Annotated in this window: 21 protein-coding genes and 1 tRNA gene; 15 read left to right on the forward strand and 7 right to left on the reverse strand. The window is 61.3% G+C overall.

What is annotated here, in order from left to right; all coding sequences use genetic code 11:
- Positions 1 to 22: 22 nt before the first annotated feature.
- Positions 23 to 1798 carry an acetolactate synthase 3 large subunit gene (locus tag F0184_RS02735; protein ID WP_150494189.1) on the reverse strand — a complete coding sequence of 592 codons (1776 nt, stop codon included), beginning with the start codon at positions 1796 to 1798 and terminating at the stop codon, positions 23 to 25.
- A gap of 614 nt (positions 1799 to 2412) precedes the next feature.
- On the opposite strand from F0184_RS02735, the gene F0184_RS02740 reads away from it, so the two are divergent.
- Positions 2413 to 2488: transfer RNA gene (locus F0184_RS02740), tRNA-Lys, on the forward strand.
- A 4-nt stretch (positions 2489 to 2492) separates the two neighbouring features.
- Here the strand turns inward: F0184_RS02740 and F0184_RS02745 are convergent.
- Positions 2493 to 3242, reverse strand: coding sequence for an IclR family transcriptional regulator (locus F0184_RS02745; RefSeq protein ID WP_150494633.1), 750 nt, complete (start codon positions 3240 to 3242; stop codon positions 2493 to 2495).
- A 181-nt stretch (positions 3243 to 3423) separates the two neighbouring features.
- Here F0184_RS02745 and F0184_RS02750 point away from each other — a divergent pair, with 181 nt between their 5' ends.
- The 13 genes from F0184_RS02750 (at position 3424) to F0184_RS02810 (ending at position 13023) form a co-directional block, all read left to right on the forward strand.
- A complete protein-coding gene (locus F0184_RS02750; protein ID WP_150494192.1) occupies positions 3424 to 5736 on the forward strand; it encodes a cytochrome P450/oxidoreductase in 2313 nt (770 codons plus the stop codon).
- A gap of 89 nt (positions 5737 to 5825) precedes the next feature.
- Complete coding sequence (locus F0184_RS02755; protein ID WP_150494194.1) at positions 5826 to 6380, forward strand: thioredoxin family protein; 555 nt, start codon at positions 5826 to 5828, stop codon at positions 6378 to 6380.
- A complete protein-coding gene (gene gph, locus F0184_RS02760; RefSeq protein WP_150494196.1) occupies positions 6377 to 7057 on the forward strand; it encodes a phosphoglycolate phosphatase in 681 nt (226 codons plus the stop codon). The genes F0184_RS02755 and gph overlap by 4 nt, the downstream gene beginning before the upstream one ends.
- 194 nt (positions 7058 to 7251) lie before the next feature.
- Positions 7252 to 7860 carry an RNA polymerase sigma factor gene (locus F0184_RS02765; RefSeq protein ID WP_208998284.1) on the forward strand — a complete coding sequence of 203 codons (609 nt, stop codon included), beginning with the start codon at positions 7252 to 7254 and terminating at the stop codon, positions 7858 to 7860.
- Positions 7861 to 7951: 91 nt separating this feature from the next.
- On the forward strand, positions 7952 to 8176 hold the full coding sequence (locus F0184_RS02770) for a RebB family R body protein (protein WP_150494198.1): 225 nt from the start codon (positions 7952 to 7954) through the stop codon (positions 8174 to 8176).
- Positions 8177 to 8366: 190 nt separating this feature from the next.
- On the forward strand, positions 8367 to 8837 hold the full coding sequence (locus F0184_RS02775) for a hypothetical protein (protein WP_150494200.1): 471 nt from the start codon (positions 8367 to 8369) through the stop codon (positions 8835 to 8837).
- 28 nt (positions 8838 to 8865) lie between these two features.
- Complete coding sequence (locus F0184_RS02780; protein ID WP_150494202.1) at positions 8866 to 9159, forward strand: hypothetical protein; 294 nt, start codon at positions 8866 to 8868, stop codon at positions 9157 to 9159.
- Positions 9160 to 9198: 39 nt separating this feature from the next.
- A complete protein-coding gene (locus F0184_RS02785; protein ID WP_150494204.1) occupies positions 9199 to 9774 on the forward strand; it encodes a hypothetical protein in 576 nt (191 codons plus the stop codon).
- Entirely contained in the window at positions 9719 to 10303 is a 585-nt protein-coding gene (locus F0184_RS02790; protein WP_150494206.1) for a hypothetical protein, read from the forward strand. Before F0184_RS02785 ends, F0184_RS02790 begins: the two co-directional genes overlap by 56 nt.
- A gap of 253 nt (positions 10304 to 10556) precedes the next feature.
- Complete coding sequence (locus F0184_RS02795; RefSeq protein WP_150494208.1) at positions 10557 to 10886, forward strand: RebB family R body protein; 330 nt, start codon at positions 10557 to 10559, stop codon at positions 10884 to 10886.
- A 217-nt stretch (positions 10887 to 11103) separates the two neighbouring features.
- Positions 11104 to 11418: a RebB family R body protein gene (locus F0184_RS02800; protein ID WP_206668290.1), complete on the forward strand. Its 315-nt coding sequence runs from the start codon at positions 11104 to 11106 to the stop codon at positions 11416 to 11418.
- A 136-nt stretch (positions 11419 to 11554) separates the two neighbouring features.
- The gene (gene trhO, locus F0184_RS02805; RefSeq protein ID WP_150494210.1) at positions 11555 to 12340 is read left to right on the forward strand and encodes an oxygen-dependent tRNA uridine(34) hydroxylase TrhO; all 786 of its coding nucleotides are present in this window, start codon (positions 11555 to 11557) and stop codon (positions 12338 to 12340) included.
- Between the two features lie 104 nt (positions 12341 to 12444).
- Positions 12445 to 13023 (forward strand): hypothetical protein, encoded by a 579-nt coding sequence (locus tag F0184_RS02810; RefSeq protein WP_150494212.1) that lies wholly within the window; start codon positions 12445 to 12447, stop codon positions 13021 to 13023.
- 33 nt (positions 13024 to 13056) lie between these two features.
- Here the strand turns inward: F0184_RS02810 and F0184_RS02815 are convergent, their stop codons facing one another.
- Both F0184_RS02815 and F0184_RS02820 read right to left on the reverse strand, forming a co-directional pair.
- Positions 13057 to 13941: an SMP-30/gluconolactonase/LRE family protein gene (locus F0184_RS02815; RefSeq protein WP_150494214.1), complete on the reverse strand. Its 885-nt coding sequence runs from the start codon at positions 13939 to 13941 to the stop codon at positions 13057 to 13059.
- Positions 13942 to 14038: 97 nt separating this feature from the next.
- Entirely contained in the window at positions 14039 to 14506 is a 468-nt protein-coding gene (locus tag F0184_RS02820) for an Lrp/AsnC family transcriptional regulator (RefSeq protein ID WP_150494216.1), read from the reverse strand.
- 164 nt (positions 14507 to 14670) lie between these two features.
- On the opposite strand from F0184_RS02820, the gene ald reads away from it, so the two are divergent.
- Positions 14671 to 15807, forward strand: a complete 1137-nt coding sequence (gene ald / locus F0184_RS02825) for an alanine dehydrogenase (protein ID WP_150494218.1) — start codon at positions 14671 to 14673, stop codon at positions 15805 to 15807.
- A gap of 83 nt (positions 15808 to 15890) precedes the next feature.
- Here the strand turns inward: ald and F0184_RS02830 are convergent, their stop codons facing one another.
- The 3 genes from F0184_RS02830 to F0184_RS02840 all read right to left on the reverse strand — a co-directional run bounded on the left by F0184_RS02830 (position 15891) and on the right by F0184_RS02840 (position 16820).
- Positions 15891 to 16166: a glycine zipper domain-containing protein gene (locus tag F0184_RS02830; RefSeq protein WP_150494220.1), complete on the reverse strand. Its 276-nt coding sequence runs from the start codon at positions 16164 to 16166 to the stop codon at positions 15891 to 15893.
- Positions 16167 to 16242: 76 nt separating this feature from the next.
- Positions 16243 to 16512, reverse strand: coding sequence for a glycine zipper domain-containing protein (locus tag F0184_RS02835; protein ID WP_150494222.1), 270 nt, complete (start codon positions 16510 to 16512; stop codon positions 16243 to 16245).
- Positions 16513 to 16550: 38 nt separating this feature from the next.
- Positions 16551 to 16820 carry a bacteriocin gene (locus tag F0184_RS02840; protein ID WP_150494224.1) on the reverse strand — a complete coding sequence of 90 codons (270 nt, stop codon included), beginning with the start codon at positions 16818 to 16820 and terminating at the stop codon, positions 16551 to 16553.
- Between the last annotated feature and the right edge of the window lie 72 nt (positions 16821 to 16892).

Consider the following 16892-nt stretch of genomic DNA (forward strand, 5'->3'; position numbering starts at 1 on the left):
TTCTTGTCCTTTGTCTCGACGCTTACACCAGCGCCTTGCCTTCGGCGCTGATGGCGCTGGCGACCGCCTCGTCATTGGCTTCATCCGGCAGCAGCATTTCGTTGTGTGCCTTGCCCGACGGAATCATCGGGAAACAGTTGGCGAGATTGGCGACCCGGCAGTCGAACAAGACCGGACGATCGATGGCTACCATCTCCTCGATCGCGCCATCCAGATCGCCCGGCTTTTCAACCCGGAAACCGACCCCGCCATAGGCGTCGGCCAGTTTCACGAAATCCGGAAGACTGTCGGTGTAGGAGTGGGACAGCCGGTTACCGTGCAACAACTGCTGCCACTGGCGGACCATGCCCATGTATTGATTGTTCAAGATGAAAACCTTGACCGGGAGGCGGTACTGGACCGCTGTGGACATCTCCTGAATGTTCATCAGGATCGAGGCGTCCCCGGCAATGTCGATACACAGCGCGTCGCGGTGGGCAACCTGCGCGCCGATGGCCGCCGGCAAGCCGTACCCCATGGTACCGAGACCGCCGGAGGTGAGCCACCGGTTCGGCGCTTCAAAGCCGTAGAACTGCGCGGCCCACATCTGGTGCTGGCCGACTTCCGTGGAAACGAAGGTCTTCTTGTCCTTGGTCAGCTCATAGAGACGCTGCAGCGCGTATTGCGGCATGATCACGTCGTCATTCGGCCGATAGGCGAGCGAATTGCGCGCGCGCCATGTGTCGATCTGGGCCCACCAGTCCGTCAGCGCGGCTTGATCGGCCCGCGCCGACGACGTGCGCCAAACCCGGACCAGATCCTCCAAGACATGCCCGACATCGCCGATGATCGGCAGGTCGACCTTCACCGTCTTGTTGATGGACGACGGATCGATATCGATATGGATCTTGCGCGAATGGGGCGAGAAGGCATCGAGGCGGCCCGTGATGCGGTCGTCGAACCGCGCGCCGATGTTGATCATCAGGTCGCAGTCGTGCATCGCCATGTTGGCTTCGTAGGTGCCGTGCATGCCCAGCATGCCGAGCCAGTTGTCGCCAGATGCCGGATAAGCGCCCAGGCCCATGAGCGTGGAGGTGATCGGGAAACCGGTGAGCCCGACAAGTTCGCGCAGGAGCTGGGAAGCCTGCGGGCCGGAGTTGATCACACCGCCGCCCGTATAGAAAACCGGCTTCTTGGCGGATGCCATCAGTTCGACGGCGTATTTGATCGCCGCCGCATCACCCTTCACCTGTGGGCGGTAGCTCTTGTGCTGCGCGGCCGGATTGGCGCTTGGCGGGGTGTATGTCCCGGTGGCGAACTGCACGTCTTTGGGAATGTCGACAACGACCGGCCCCGGACGGCCGGAGGTGGCGACATAAAAGGCCTCGTGCAGGATCCGCGACAAATCCTCGACGTCGCGAACCAGCCAATTGTGTTTGGTGCAGGGCCGCGTGATGCCGACCGTATCGCATTCCTGAAAGGCGTCATTGCCGATGAGATGGGTGGGAACCTGGCCGGTCAGGCAAACCAGGGGGATGGAATCCATCATCGCATCGGTCAGGGCCGTGACCATATTGGTCGCGCCGGGGCCCGATGTGACAAGAACAACGCCCGGTTTGCCGGTGGAGCGCGCATAACCTTCCGCCGCGTGGCCGGCGCCCTGTTCGTGGCGCACGAGAATGTGTTCGAGCCCGTCTTGCTGGATGATCTCGTCGTAAATCGGAAGCACGGCACCGCCCGGGTACCCGAAAACAGTGTCAACACCTTGATCTTTCAGCGCCTGGATGACCATTTCGGCGCCGGTCATTTCCCGTGTCATTTTCTGTGCTTCCTCAAGTTTGCCCGGCTCTGTCCGGACGTTGTTTGGCTCACGTATCCATGTTGTCGCGGGTTGCTGGGTCTAAGGCTGCGACAGGATCGGCGCTTCGTCTTGACCGAAGGCTGCGCTGACTTGCTCTGCTCGATGCCGGGTACAAAAAAAGGCCCCCGAGGAGCCTTGTCATGCGCGCCAGCGATCCGAACAGCTCAAGCCGTTCCGATGGCGCGCGATCCTACTACAAGAATGAGAGACGTTGTCATCAAGTTGGACGCTCTATTCGTATCCTCAGGAGTTAGCCGATATATCAGCCAGCCGGGAACAGACAACCCTTCTGTCTCCGACGCCGCGCACACTAGTCAGGTGCCGGAGGCGGGTCAAGCGGAAATATCGAATATTGCGCGGCTTGCGCCTCTGCTTTTTTGAAAGTTACCGTTTGCTCTGTTTCAATGTCCAGACCCTTTGGAATTCTGACGGGATGTCAGAGGGTTGGTTAAGATCTCCCGGATTTTTGCAGGGCAGCTATGACAAAAAACCGTCATAAATTTCTTGCCTGCGCCGGGCATCGCCTATATACCCCGTCCATCGCTTGCAGGGTCGTCACTCCGCGAGCCGATGGGTGTATAGCTCAGTTGGTAGAGCAGCTGACTCTTAATCAGCCGGTCCTGGGTTCGAATCCCCGTGCACCCACCATTTTTCAATCCTGCTCCTTCAACACTGTCATTGCGCTGGCGTTTGGTGAGTGCGGCCGCGCCGCGTTTCCGGAGCCTGCGAGCCTGCTGGAAATGCCTGCAGCGCAGGCGATGACCAGCGGGGCTGCCGTGTCCACGGCCAGATCGTCAAGCGCAACGACGCCGATGCAAGCCTCCAGTCCGGCATGGGATGACTGCGAAAATCGGAGCGGGGCGGCGATCCCGATCGCCCCTTTTTGCAATTGGCCTTTCGTGACGCTGTAGCCGTCCGCGCGCGCCTTGCACACCGCGTGCGTGTCTTCCGGTTTCTCCGGCCGTCCAGCGAGGATCGCAAGGCCCGCCGCACCCAAGTCCAACGGGTGCCGGCTGCCGGTCCGGTAACCGACGCGTATCAAGCCGGCGTCCGGCTCGCACACCAGAACGGCCTCAGCCTCCCTGCCGCGGGCAACGGACATGAAGGCGGTGGCAAGGGTGTCCGCGGCCAGTTGTTTCAGCGCCGGCTCGGCATGAGCCCTCAGGTGCGGCTCGATGCGTGCGGCGAGCGCGAGAACCGCACCGCCCAGATGCAGCGTGCCGCCCGCGGCCCGGGACACAAACCCGCCGGCCTCCAGCGTGGCTGCAATCCGGTAAGCGATGGCCCGGTCAACACCGAGCAATTCCGCCAGTCTGGCGACCGACAGGCCGTGCGGATGATCGGCGATCAGGTCAAGGGCATCCAGGCCTCTTTGCAGGGTTTGCAAGGTGCCCGTTTTCATCCCGGCCCGTGCCTTGGACTCAGTCTGCTTTTGCGCCACCGTTTCGTGTTCCTATCCCGACGCGCCCCATCCCGACGCGCCCCATCCCGACGCGCCTCACCTTGACGCGCTATGAATTCCAAGGATAATCATGATAACGCACAAAATTGTGCGATAAAAGTAAAGAGTTTGGGAGGGAGCGATGGTGGATCGCCATGCCAATGCGGGGAACCACGCCGGGGCTCAGGTCCCGGCATGTCCCCTGGCTCAAAAAGCCGCCGAGTTCGATGCGTTTTCCGGCCCCTATCAACTCGATCCGGCCGAGGCGCTGCGCTGGTCCCGGGATCAGCTGCCGGTCTTTTTCAGCCCCAAACTCGGCTACTGGATCGTCAGCCGATATGAAGACATCAAGTCCGTCTTTCGGGACAACATCCTGTTTTCCCCGCGCAATGTGCTTGAAAAGATCACTCCGGCGACGCCGGAAGCCATGGAGGTGCTCAAGGGCTATGGCTATGCCATGAACCGGACCATGGTGAATGAGGATGAGCCGGTTCACATGGAGCGGCGCCGGGCGCTGATGGATCATTTTCTGCCCGAGCACCTGGAAACCAAACAGGAGATGATCCGCCGGCTCACCCGGGAAAAGGTGGATGCATTCATCGATCGCGGCCGTGTCGATCTGGTCGATGCGATGCTCTACGAGGTGCCGTTGAACGTTGCGTTGCACTTTCTCGGTGTTCCGGAAGACGACATCCAGGTTTTGCGGAATTTTTCCGTCGCCCATTCGATCAACACCTGGGGCAAGCCGACAGACGCGCAGCAACTGGCCATCGCGCACGATGTCGGCCGGTTCTGGCAGTACGCGGGCAAGATTATTGAGAAAATGAAGCGGGAGCCGAACGGCACCGGCTGGATGCACGAGACGATCCGAAAGAATGTCGAAATGCCGGAAATCGTGCCGGACAGCTACGTCCATTCCATGATGATGGCGATCATCGTCGCTGCCCATGAGACAACGTCGCTTGCCTCCGCCAACATGTTCAAGACCCTGCTCGGCCACCGCCAAGCCTGGGAGGATATCTGCGCTGATCCGAGCCTTATTCCCAACGCCGTTGAGGAGTGTCTGCGCTATGCCGGGTCGATCGTCGCCTGGCGCCGGCAAACCACAGCACCGGCGCGCCTGGGCGATGTCGACCTTCCCGAAGGAGCAAAGCTCCTGATCGTCCAGGCCTCGGCCAATCGCGACCCGCGTCACTTCGAAGAGCCCGACAGGTTCGACATTTACCGGGACAACGCGGTCGATCACATGACCTTCGGCTATGGCGCCCACCAATGCATGGGCAAGAACATCGGCCGGATGGAAATGCGCATCTTCCTGGAGGAGATTTCCCGCCGCCTGCCGCATTTGCGCCTCGCCGAACAGGAATTCGCCTATATGGTCAACACCTCTTTCCGGGGCCCCGAACATGTGTGGGTCGAGTGGGATCCGGACTTGAACCCGGAGCGGACGCGGCCCGCGCTTGCGAAAGGGGAGATCCGCTTTCCCGTCGGCCCGCCCGCGCGGCGCGATATCGCGCGCAAGGTGTGCGTGCGCGAAGTCCGCCGGGAGGCGGAGGGGGTTCTGGGTCTCACCCTGGAAGACGCCAGAGGACGGTCTTTGCCCAATTGGAGTGCGGGCGCCCATGTGGAGTTGTGCATTGGGCCCTATGACCGCAAGTATTCGCTGTGCGGTCCGGCCAATGCCGGGACATATGAGCTTGCGATCCTGTTGGAGGAAAATGGGCGCGGCGGTTCGCGGTACATCCACCGGACGGTCAAACCAGGCATGGAACTGCGGCTGCGCGGTCCGCATAATCTGTTCCGCCTCGATGAAACGGCGACGGGTTTCGTTCTGATCGCCGGAGGGATCGGGATCACACCGATCCTTGCCATGGCCGACCGCCTGAAGGCGCTCGGCAAGGACTACCGTGTTCACTATTGCGGCCGGGGGCGGTCCGCGATGGCGCATCTTGAACGCCTTGAGCGCGACCATCAGGACCGGCTCACGATCTATGCAAAGGACGCTGGCCAGCGGGCCGATCTGGAAAGCCTGGTGGCGGGTTTGCCGGCGGGGTGCCAGATCTACGCCTGCGGTCCGGAGCGGATGATCGCCGCTCTGGAAGATCTCGCCGCCGATCTTCCGGAGGGCGTGTTGCATGTGGAGCACTTCACTTCGGCGGGACCAGGACTTGATCCCGTGAACGAAAAGGCGTTCGAGATCGAACTGATCGATTCCGATCTCACGCTGCGAGTGGCGGCCGATGAGACGGTTCTGGACGCACTGCTGGCAGCGGGAATCGATGTGCCAAGCGATTGCCGGGAAGGGCTTTGCGGCAGCTGCGAGGTGAGTGTGGCCGCCGGTGAGATCGAGCACAGAGACCGCGTGCTCAGCCGGGCCGAACGGTTGGAAAACCGGCGCATGATGACATGTTGCTCCCGATCCGTTGAAGGCCAGTCCCTGAAACTGGCGCTTTGACGGCGTTTGGACGGTGATCGCATCTTGCGTTCCACAACTGGACCTCTAGGGTTCGGATCCGTCGTTGCCCGCTCTTGTGGAGATCTTAAATGGTGGCTGTGCCCCCTGTGTGCGATTTTGGCTGGAAAGCCGTGGACTTCACTTTGCAGGCCACCGATGGCCAGACCTATCGCCTCGGGGATGTTGCGGGAGTGAACGGCACGCTGATCATGTTCATCTGCAATCACTGTCCCTATGTCATCGCGGTGCGTGACAGGATCTTGCGGGACGCACGGGACCTGCAAGCGCTCGGGATCGGCGTGGCGGCGATCAGCTCGAATGACGCGGCCGCTTACCCGGCAGACAGTTTCGAAAAGATGTGCGATCTGGCCGAAAAGGAACAGTTTCCCTTTCCCTATCTCTATGACGAAGACCAATCGGTTGCCCGCGCCTACGGGGCGGCCTGCACACCGGATTTCTTCGGGTTCAACGCGGACCTTGAACTCCAGTACCGGGGCCGGCTCGACGCGTCCCGCGCCCAGGCGGCGCCGGCGGATGCCCGGCGCGAGCTGTTTGAGGCCATGAAGATGGTGTCGGAGACCGGGCGCGGCCCCGAACACCAGATCCCGTCCATGGGCTGCTCGATCAAGTGGAAGGCGGCATGACCCGTCCCATTCTGATTTTCGATCTGGACGGCACCCTGATCGACAGTGCGCCGGATATACATGCCGCTTGCGCCCGCCTGCTTGAGGGGGAAGGGGAGCAACCGCTTGCGTTCGAAGTCATCCGCTCGTTCATTGGCAACGGCGTTCCGGTCCTGATCGACCGGATCATTGCGGCGACGGCCCTCGATCCGGCCCGTAAAGACCGGTATCTCGCTGCGTTCCTCGAAGACTACGGGGCGCATGCCACCGATCTGACCTTTCCCTATCCGGGCGTTATCGAGGCCCTGGACGCGTTTCGCAAAGACGGTTTCTCCTTGGCGGTCTGCACGAACAAGCCGGAGGCGCCAACGCTTGCGATCCTGTCCGCGCTCCAGCTTGAGGGCTATTTTGAGGGGGTTGTGGGTGGCGATACGCTGGCGGACCGGAAGCCCGATCCGGCCGGCCTGATCCATCTGCGCCAGCGATTGGGCCATGGTCCGGTCGTGTTTGTCGGCGACAGTGAAGTCGATGCTGAGACCGCGCTGCGTGCGGGGGTCCCTTTCGCGCTTTTCTCGCAAGGCTATTGCAAGGTGCCGTTTTCCGATCTGACCTTCGCCGGACAGTTCCAGCATTTTGCCGACCTGCGGCCGCTGGTGTTCAAGCTCCTTGCCGAGATGCCCGTGCCTGCCCGGGGCTAGCCGCCCATCCTTTCCTTTGTTCATTTTTTGTTCTATTGTTCGTCCGCGTGTTCGAATGGCTGTCTGGCGATCTCCCCTGTTTTGGTTAAAGCCCGGGAGGGATTTTTTCCCAGCATATTTTCACAAGAAAAATTTCCTGACGTCCAAGGGGCAAGAACAGACATTCAACGCATTGGGAATGTGGGAGGCGCGGCGTGTCGGAGCCGGTCGGAGCCAGAGATACCCGGGGCCTGCCATCGACGGGCCTTTGGGGAAGTTGGATCGCTGATGGGCCGGTCTTGCGGCGGCGCGCGTTGCGCCTGACCAATGGTAACCGCGAGGAGGCCGAAGATCTGCTGTCCGCCACCCTGATCAAGGCGGTCAGCCATGTGGAACAGCACGACACAACCGTGCGGGAACCGCGGGCCTTCCTCCTGTTTGCCATGCGGAACGAGCACATCAGCCGCTTGCGCCGATTGAGCTCGGAACGGCAGGTCCGCGATTTCCATGCGGATGTCTATCAGGACCATGTGGCTGGCGCGTCCGATCCCCAGCCCGATCAGGAACATCTTCTCAGGCAGCAGGACCTGTTGCGCCGTATCCTCGCGGTGGTCGAGGGGTTGTCCGCGGAGCTGAAGGAGGTATTCCGCCTCCGGTTCTGCGAGGACCGCACATATCGGGAAGTTGCAGAACATCTGGCGATTTCAGAGCCGCTGGCGCGCAAACGGGTGCAGAACCTGCGCGAACGCCTGCGGCGGTCCTTGGACGAAGATGAATTGAGGGCGTTCAACCGGGATGTTTTGGCCTCACGCGCCCCCACCTGATGCGTCCGTGAGATAGCAGCCGGGCGAAAGCGGCTGACATACCAATCCGCCTCCCCGCAACCGGGGAAATGACCAGAAACGGAACAGAACCATGGCTGACGTCGTAAATCCCCAGATCACGGATGCGGTGACCCAGACAAATGTGAAGGTGGTCGCCGAAGCGCCGTCCCAGGCTATGGGAAACCTATACCAGGTCGCGAGCCATGCATCCGGCCTGTCCATTCAAAATGCCGTGCACAGCCAGCAGGCCATGAACCAGCTGACCACGGCCGTGGTGTCCAAGGCCTGCCAGCTCATCATGGACATCGCCGAATAGAGTGAGCGCCGGCCAAGCGTGAGTGGAGAACGCCATGGGGTTTCGAGGGCTTTTGGGACAACTTCTTTCGAAAGACCGCCAGGCCGACGGTCCTGTGCCGGGGAAAGCGGGACCTGGAAGGGGCGCGTCCGCGACACATGGGTTTTCTCGCGATCCGGACGGACGGTTGCGCCCCTTTGTGGATGCGGGCGTGCCTCGTCCGAAAAGCCTTGGCGCCGCCGGGGTTGACGACAATGGATGGGGTCACGGGCCGCTTGGCGACAATGGAGCCGCAGCAGCGCCCCCCAAAGCTCCCGCTGGCCAGGCTCCGGATACTTCCGCGCTCAACCAAAAGATCGTTCAGGCGGTGTCATTTGCGAATTCACAGAATGCCGAAAGCCGCAGTGACATGGTCGTTACCCCGCCCGAACTCATGACCGGTCAGGCCGCCGGCTTGGCGGTTCAGGGCGCGGAAAACTACATGACCGCCGTGATGCAAATCGCCATTGCCGGTCAGGCGGTCGCCGCCAAGAAAATCGCCGAGACAGACGGTGCCGAAGGAACCAAGATCATGAACGACATGAACACCATGGTGACGAACGCTGTGCAGATCTTCAGCACGGTCAGCAAGGATGCAGGCCAGGCGGCAAAGGAAGACTTCCAGGACTTTGAAGCCGATTAAACCCGCAGACCGGAAGGGGAACACCAAGATGACATCGAACACCGCCGGAGGCGGAGACCGGGACGGGAAGGGGGATGGGAACCCAGACGGGGGTGCGGATGGCGACGGTGACGGGCCGATAAGTGGTGCCGTTCCGTCTGTCCCGCGCAAAAAGGCGGCCGATCCCAGGCCCGCGGGTGATGATCCCGGCCCGCAGGGATATCCGCCACCCGAACCCGCAGAGGTTCTCAGGAAAACCTTGAAACAGGTGGAGGCGGCGCTGTCGCCCGAAGAAAAGGCCCTTCTTGAGAAAATCATCCGTCAGATCGCGCCGGATGAGTGACCGGAATTGAGTGGCTGCCGACAATGAAGGAGCCAACGCATGCAAAGTGAACTTGAGGACCTGGAGCGGGGTCTCGACACCCTTCTCCTTCGCGGCCTTGCGCGGTGGATCGATGCTCTTGAGCAGACCGTTGAAAACCAGACGCCGAAGGTGGACGCTTACCGGGATCATGCCCGCTATGTGTCGCTGCTGACCGGGGCGCGGCTGAACCTGATGGGGGCCGCACACGTGTTTCAGGAGCGGGGAGGGGGGGAACCGCACACAGAGCTTGAAACCGCCGGGGCGGGGGCTGCCGCCGTTTGCGTGCCGGTTCCCCCCGCCCAAATTCTGGCCTTTATCACGGATCTGGCCGAAGAATGTGGCTCCCGGCGGCCTTACAGGACAGGACGGGACCTACCGCGCGAGCGGTGGGGTGCCTGTTGCCGCCGGACCGGCCGGACCGACAGTCCCCAAGAGCAGGGCAGTGCGGTGTTTGAGGAGGTCGAGGTGGAGGCCGTTTCGGTGGCAAGTGTCGCAAGCGAGGTGGTGGTTGCAAAGGAAAAGCCAAAGGAGAGCGCAGATGGCCGGGGAAGATCCAACCGAAAACCGGGGAAAAGGACGGGCGCGGGGGACTAGCGAACCTCAAACGCGCACGCCGGCCGAGGCTCTCAAGGCTTTGCTGGAGAGTTCAAGGCAAACCGGCGTCCTGCAATCCGAATACCAGGCGGCTTACCGGTCTCTCCCTGCGCTTTTGGGCGTCGCCGGCGCGATCCTGAAGAAGCAGCAAGAGAGTGAAAAGGCGCTCGATGAGGGCTTGAACGTCGTCGAGAAGGTTCTCAGCGATGCCAGTTCCAAGGCCAAGGCTCTGTCGGAAGACATGTCCCGGCAGCACGACCTGCTTCAGGATCTTCTGAAAAACCGGCAGTCCCTGACCGAGTTGCTCCATGCGGGAAAAAATTCGGGGCTGTTCGATGCCAAAACCTCCGATGCACCGCTCTCAGGAGGCTTGGCGGGGATCAATCCGCAGGCCAATCCGGATCCGAAAGTCGCCTATCAGCTCAATATCCTGATGTCCAACCTCCAGTCGATGGTTGCCCGGGAGGTGGAAAGCCAGCTATCCCAGCTGCGAATGCAAGCGGAAAAGATGGCCCAGCAGAGCCAATAGGGCCAACACGGCCTGAAGGCCAAGACGGATTGCACACCAGTCACCGACCTCGCCCGTCAGGCAAGACTGCGAGACCCGGCTTTGGCGGGCCGCGCCCGCCATTATCCCGTTCAACGCCGGCGCCGCCGGCGTTTTCGCTTTTCTGCCAGGCAGAGGGTTTTTTCACAAACGCACGTCACAAGGCGGCCCTTTGCGCGTCATTACCAGTGCACGGACCGGTACGAATGCCGGCCAAGCCTTAAGGAGATGACATATGCCTGATCCCGTAACAGTGAACCCCATGGTCACCGACGCCGTCACCCAATCCAACGTCAAGGTTGTGGGTGAATCGCCGGCCATGGCCTTGAGCACCCTTTACCAGTCCATGGCGCATTCGACCGGAATCCTGTTCGAAAACGCGGTCTCGGCGCAGCAGCAGCAGAACATTCTGGCGCAAGCCGCGGTCAACCAGGGCGTGATGCAGATCTACAGCATGGACACCATGGCCGGGGCCGGCGCCACGGAGAAGGTCGGACAGACTGGCGTTTCCGACAATCTGACCAGCCTTCTGACTGTCTTGAACGCGTTCGGATCGGGCCGCTAACCCCAACCGGCGCCAATTGATTGTCTTGTGCTTCGTTCCGGGCGCCCGGGACGAAGCTCTTTGACGTGCATAAGTCTTTATTTACACCTTAAGGTTATATCCGTTTTGGATGCCTCTTGGGAAAATTCGCGTTCGTCGAGAAAACGCAATCGGGCATTCAACAGGGCAGCAGTGTGTTTCAAACCGGGTTTTCCCCGGAACCTGAAGGACTTGCGCAATGCCAAAACAGGATACAACCTCCGCCAATCCGCAACCCGCCCCGCCAACCGATTTGGGACCCATGCCGCTTTCCAATGCACCGGGTTTGGCCTTGGCCGCTGTCTATGGATCGCTCGCCCAATCCACGGGGCTGCTTTATCAAAACGCCGTTGCGGCCCAACAGCAGCAGACCCTGGCCGGAAACGTGCTGGCCTTTGGCGCCGTGCTGCAAAGCCTGGCGCGAACGGCGCCCGAGGCGAAGACAGCCGCGTCAAGTGCGACCGATGTGGAAGCCGTGTTGAACCTTCTCAAAAGTCTTCAAGCGAACCAGTGAGGCATGGCTGTCCCCAGGCCGAGGCCATGGGTGAGCGGCGGCCATGGGTGACCTCCGTTGAGATGCGGACTTCTCAAGATGGGGCGGCACGCTGTATAGAGGGCCGCTCTCAATCATCTCAGGTTCGCCCGCAAGAATGACACAGTATCTCGTCGCCGCTCTCTACAAGTTCAGTTTGCTCGAAGACTTCGAGGCCATGCGCGATCCCCTCAAGGCCTATTGCGAGGCGAGAAACGTGCGCGGCAGTGTGCTGCTGGCGAAGGAAGGCATCAACGGAACGATTTGCGGTCCGGAAGCGGGGGTTCGCGAGGTTCTGGCGCATCTTCGCGCCGACCCGCGTTTGGCGGCCCTCGAGCACAAGGAATCCTGGACCGACCGCCACGTTTACAAACGCATGAAGGTCCGGTTAAAGCAGGAAATCGTCCGGCTGGCCGTGGACGGCATCGATCCCAACGAAACCGTTGGGACCTATGTGGATCCGAAGGACTGGAATGCGCTGATCTCCGATCCGGATGTCGTGGTGATCGATACACGCAACGATTACGAATACGCCTTCGGGACCTTCGAGGGGGCGGTCAATCCCAGGACACAGTCGTTCCGGGACTTTCCCGATTGGGTGAAAAGCGAGGATGGGCCGACAGGCAGGCAGAAGGTCGCCATGTTCTGCACCGGCGGTATCCGGTGTGAAAAAGCCACGGCGTGGATGCTGAAGAACGGTTTTGACGAGGTCTACCATCTTCAGGGCGGGATCTTGAACTACCTTGAAAAGGTACCGGAACAAGACAGCCTCTGGAAAGGCGAATGCTTTGTGTTCGACGATCGGGTGTCCGTCGATCACGATCTCAAACCCCGCTGGGGGGCCTGGATTCCCGAAGAGGCCCGGCATGTGATTAACGAAGATACCGAATACGACACCGAATAACCCTGCGTAAGGGGTTTTCCGCTTTAAGATTTCGTAAAGATTTCCTACCCTTTCCCCGCGTGCCCCGGGCTTTTCAGCGCGTGGCGGGACAGGGGGGAAGTAAAATGCGTCAATCCGTGTTCGCGGCGGGGCTTGCGGTCGCCGTTATGACAGTTCCAACATTCGTTTTCGCCGGAGGCAACGTTCGCTCCTGCTACGAGCAGGTGGTGGTGCCGGCCGCTTACCAAACCGTTCAGAAGACGGTTCTGGTCAAGCCTGCCACACAGCGCGTGGTGCATACGGAACCGGTTTACGGATACCGTACCAGACAGGTGGTTGTTCAGCCGGAGCGCATTACCTACCGAACGGTCGCTCCAGTCTATCAGACGCGCCACGACCGGGTCTTGGTGCGCCCGGCAAGCGTTGGATGGGAGTACCAGATGCGCAAGGGCCGGAAGGTGTTGTGCAAGGTCGAGCACCCGGCGGTCTATCAAACCGTGGCCCGAACGGTTCTGGTCAAACCGGGCGGCAAGGTGGCGGTGCGGCAGGCCGCGATTTATGGCACCGTGCAGGAAAAGGTCGTGATCCATCCGGCGGGCCGTCACGTCGTGACGGAGCCCGCCATTTACAAAACCGTCCATCAAAAGGTGAAGGTCAGCGAAGCGCGCACCGCTTGGCGGCCCGTTTCCGCACGGTGCCGCTAGGAAAAAGCGCCGAGCTTGTGGGGGATGTTGGGGTCAGGTTGGACGGAAGCGGTATCCCGGAAGGCCTTTGACACCGTGCCCTTCGACGAGAAACAGCCCGCCGGACAGCTCGTCCGGCTCGATGACTGTCGGGTCGGATGGCGGCTTGAGGCTGGTTACCACGAGTTGGTCGAGTTCCGGCCCGCAGAAGCAGGGCATGGTCGGCCGGGGGACGGGCATGCGGATCGCGGCCTTGATCTCGCCGTCGGGCGAAAAACAATTCAACACACCTGAGGAAACACCCGCGCTCCAGTATTGGCCGGATGCGTCAACGGCAGCGCCATCGGGGCGCCCGGTTTCATTGGTTTGCTGGGCGAAAAGCATCTTGGCGCCCAGTGCCCCGTGCTGGGGATCGAAGGTATAGGCTTCGATCCAGCCCGGACTTGAATCGGCATGGTACATGGTGGTGCCGTCCGGAGACCAGGCAAGACCATTCGACACTTGCAGCCCCTCGCGGATGTGTTCAACCGCTCCCGATCCATCAACTCGATACAAGGACGCGACGGGCTCCCGCGGGGAACGGGTGTCCATCGTGCCAACCCAGAACGCGCCGTCCGGCCCGACTTTTCCGTCGTTCAGCCGGGTGTAGGGCAGGTCGGCCTCGACCTCGGCCAAGATTTCCTGCGCGCCGGTTTGCGGATCGAAGAGAATGATCTTGTCCCAGACCGCGACCACCAGCCTGACGTCTTCCGTCAGGCCGAACGACCCAACCTCATTGGCGAAGTGCCAGGTCGAGACAGCGCGGGTTGTCCAATCCATGGCCTGGATCGAATGTCCCTGGATATCGGCCCAGTAGAGGTGGCCGGTCCGCTCGTCCCATGTTGGACATTCGGCAAGCTGATAAGTTGTATCGAGCAAACGCGTGATGGTGATGGACACCGGTTCTTTCCCTTTAGGTCATCAAATATGTCGGGGCGGACTATACCCCTGGCACTGGGCAAGGTCGACTGGGCATTCGGGAGAACCGGGAACCGGCCTAACCGGTGTTGAGCGGCAAGGCGGTCCGGCGGACGATCGGACGGATGGCGAAGGATGATTTCATCCGCACCACGCCCGGCAAACGCGCCAGTTCCTCGCGGTGGATCCGATCGAAATCGACCGGATCTGCGGCCGTTACCTTGAGCAGGTAATCGGCGTCGCCCGCCATCAGATGGCATTCCATGATCTCGGTGGATCGAGCGACCGCGCGTTCGAATGCCTCCAGGATTTCCTTCGACTGCCCGGCGAGGGAGATCTCGACGAAAACATCCATCCGCCGGCCCAGCTTCGTCTGATCCAGCAGCGCGACATAACCGGAGATGTAACCGCTCTCCTCGAGCGTCCGCAGGCGCCGCAAGCATGCCGAGGGCGACAAGCCGATGCGTTCGGCAAGATCGGCATTGGCGATGCGTCCGTCCCTTTGCAGAACCTCCAGTATCCGGCGGTCGATCACGTCAAGCTTCAACGGCGGGTCCTTTCGTATGAAATTCGAAAATATATATAATAGCCGCAATTTTATTGCGAACTTTGAAAAAGTCACACGCGAAACGCAACCAAATTCGGTTCATCGCGGCGTAGACTACAGCTTTCGGACGGTCAGTCGCCGTTTCTAGCCAGGGAGGTTGCGCCATGCGCGTCGGAGTGCCTAAGGAAATCAAGAATCACGAATATCGCGTTGGCCTGACACCGGACAGCGTGCGCGAGATGGTGGCGCACGGACACGAGGTGTTCGTTGAGGCAATGGCCGGGGCCGGGATCGGCGCGACGGACGCCGACTATCGGGATGCCGGCGCGGCCGTGCTTACGAGCGCCAGGGAAGTGTTCGATGCCGCCACCATGATCGTGAAGGTGAAAGAGCCGCAGGCGGGCGAGCGGGCGATGCTGCGGCCCGACCATATCCTGTTTACCTACCTCCACCTTGCCCCGGATGCCGAGCAGACCGCCGATCTGGTCCGTTCCGGTGCGACCTGCATTGCCTATGAAACCGTTCTGGCAGCCGATGGCAGCCTGCCGCTGCTGGCGCCCATGTCACAGGTCGCCGGACGTCTCGCGGTCACCTCCGGCGCAAAATGCCTGGAAAGGGAGCAGGGCGGGTCCGGCACGCTCATTGGCGGGGTTCCGGGTGTCGCGCCGGCCAAGGTCGTTGTGATTGGCGGCGGTGTCGTGGGGTCCAACAGCATCGCGATGGCACTCGGCCTGGGCGCCGATGTCACGGTTCTGGACCGCAATGTCACTGTTCTGACGGAGCTGTCCCACACGTTCGGCCCGGCCCTCAAGACGGTTTATTCCACCCGCAGCGCGCTGGAAAAGCATGTTCTCGAGGCGGATTTGGTCATCGGTGCCGTTCTTGTCGCCGGTGCGGCTGCGCCCAAGCTCGTGACCGCGGATCTTGTCCGCCGGATGAAAGCCGGTTCGGTTCTTGTGGATGTGGCCATCGACCAGGGCGGTTGTTTTGAAACCTCCAGGCCGACAACCCACTCCGATCCTACCTATATCGTGGACGACGTGGTGCATTACTGTGTCGCCAATATGCCCGGCGCGGTTCCCAGAACCTCAACATTCGCCTTGAACAACGTCACGCTGCCCTTCGCCCTGGCTCTGGCCAACAAGGGGCCGAAAGCGGCGCTTATCGACGACCCGCTGTTCCTGCCCGGCCTCAATGTGATCGGCGGTCATGTCACCTGCAAGGCTGTTTCCGAGGCTTTGGGATATGACTATGTCGATCCGGCGGAAGCCCTACAGACGACCGGGATCAAGGCCGCCTGATTGCCGGCAGCGGCCCAAACGAAAAGGCCGGCATTCAAGCCGGCCTTTTTTGATGCCCGTTTTGGCCTGTCCTTTGCCCGGTCTCAGGGACAGCGAACCTTGTAAGGGGTTCCGTCCTGATCGCGGGCAATACAGTTCCGTGGCGTCGTCACCGCGCCAATCAGACCGCCGCCCACCGCGCCAATGGCGGCTCCGGCCAAGGCGGAGCCCGCCGTCGACCCGGCGACAGCTCCGATGGTGGCCCCGGTTGCCGCGCCCAGCCCGCCGCCAATCAGCATTCGGTCCCGCTGACTGTCGGTGTTGGCGGCACATCCGGCGGCCAGAAGACCGGCCGCTGCAACTGCTAAAAGAGCCTTCATCGCTCTTCTCCTGGTCAAACTGTCGAATCACCAGAGAGTTTATCGCGCTTTGCCGCCGGTGTCGGTCCTGTCGATTTTACGGGCAGGCCACGCGATATGGGTTGCCGTTTCGGTCATAGGCCACGCAGTTTTTCGGCGTGGTGGCCGAACCGACAATGGCGCCGCCAGCCGCACCGATCGCGGCCCCGGCGAGAGCCGGACCCACGCCGTTGCCCGCCGCAGCCCCAATGATCGCACCGGTCGTTGCGCCAAGGCCACCACCGATCAATGCGCGATCCCGCTGACTGTCGGACTGGCAGCCGGCCAGAAGAACGGCGGTCGCCGCGACCAAAAACAGCTTTTTCATTCCCATATCCTCGTTTGACGTTGAAGGCTTATCCTCGATTACGGGCAAGCGACGCGATACGGGTTCCCGTTCCGGTCGTACGCCACGCAATTCCTTGGTGTCGTGGCCGAGCCCGCGATCGCGCCCCCGGCTCCGCCGATGGCCGCACCGGCAAGAGCACTCCCGACATCTCCTCCGGCGGCCGCGCCAATGGCCGCCCCGGTTGCCGCGCCCAAGCCACCGCCGACAAGTGCGCGATCGCGTTGGCTGTCGGACTGGCATGCTGTCAGCAGCAATCCGGAGGCTGCGATGAGAAGGATCTTTTTCATGGTCGGTCTCCCTATGGTCGCTCGGTCCACGTTTTCAAGTACAGTGTTAGCATGGCTTAATCGGCAATTGTA

The organism is Roseibium aquae (genome assembly GCF_008711285.1).
GTDB classification, from domain to species: domain Bacteria; phylum Pseudomonadota; class Alphaproteobacteria; order Rhizobiales; family Stappiaceae; genus Roseibium; species Roseibium aquae.

What these genes read in the sequence shown, in the direction of transcription:
- F0184_RS02735 (WP_150494189.1), bottom strand. Translation starts at nt 1,798, where the DNA reads ATGACACGGGAAATGACCGGCGCCGAAATGGTCATCCAGGCGCTGAAA.
- F0184_RS02745 (WP_150494633.1), bottom strand. Translation starts at nt 3,242, where the DNA reads ATGAAAACGGGCACCTTGCAAACCCTGCAAAGAGGCCTGGATGCCCTT.
- F0184_RS02750 (WP_150494192.1), top strand. Translation starts at nt 3,424, where the DNA reads ATGGTGGATCGCCATGCCAATGCGGGGAACCACGCCGGGGCTCAGGTC.
- F0184_RS02755 (WP_150494194.1), top strand. Translation starts at nt 5,826, where the DNA reads ATGGTGGCTGTGCCCCCTGTGTGCGATTTTGGCTGGAAAGCCGTGGAC.
- gph (WP_150494196.1), top strand. Translation starts at nt 6,377, where the DNA reads ATGACCCGTCCCATTCTGATTTTCGATCTGGACGGCACCCTGATCGAC.
- F0184_RS02770 (WP_150494198.1), top strand. Translation starts at nt 7,952, where the DNA reads ATGGCTGACGTCGTAAATCCCCAGATCACGGATGCGGTGACCCAGACA.
- F0184_RS02780 (WP_150494202.1), top strand. Translation starts at nt 8,866, where the DNA reads ATGACATCGAACACCGCCGGAGGCGGAGACCGGGACGGGAAGGGGGAT.
- F0184_RS02785 (WP_150494204.1), top strand. Translation starts at nt 9,199, where the DNA reads ATGCAAAGTGAACTTGAGGACCTGGAGCGGGGTCTCGACACCCTTCTC.
- F0184_RS02790 (WP_150494206.1), top strand. Translation starts at nt 9,719, where the DNA reads ATGGCCGGGGAAGATCCAACCGAAAACCGGGGAAAAGGACGGGCGCGG.
- F0184_RS02795 (WP_150494208.1), top strand. Translation starts at nt 10,557, where the DNA reads ATGCCTGATCCCGTAACAGTGAACCCCATGGTCACCGACGCCGTCACC.
- F0184_RS02800 (WP_206668290.1), top strand. Translation starts at nt 11,104, where the DNA reads ATGCCAAAACAGGATACAACCTCCGCCAATCCGCAACCCGCCCCGCCA.
- trhO (WP_150494210.1), top strand. Translation starts at nt 11,555, where the DNA reads ATGACACAGTATCTCGTCGCCGCTCTCTACAAGTTCAGTTTGCTCGAA.
- F0184_RS02810 (WP_150494212.1), top strand. Translation starts at nt 12,445, where the DNA reads ATGCGTCAATCCGTGTTCGCGGCGGGGCTTGCGGTCGCCGTTATGACA.
- ald (WP_150494218.1), top strand. Translation starts at nt 14,671, where the DNA reads ATGCGCGTCGGAGTGCCTAAGGAAATCAAGAATCACGAATATCGCGTT.
- F0184_RS02830 (WP_150494220.1), bottom strand. Translation starts at nt 16,166, where the DNA reads ATGAAGGCTCTTTTAGCAGTTGCAGCGGCCGGTCTTCTGGCCGCCGGA.
- F0184_RS02835 (WP_150494222.1), bottom strand. Translation starts at nt 16,512, where the DNA reads ATGAAAAAGCTGTTTTTGGTCGCGGCGACCGCCGTTCTTCTGGCCGGC.
- F0184_RS02840 (WP_150494224.1), bottom strand. Translation starts at nt 16,820, where the DNA reads ATGAAAAAGATCCTTCTCATCGCAGCCTCCGGATTGCTGCTGACAGCA.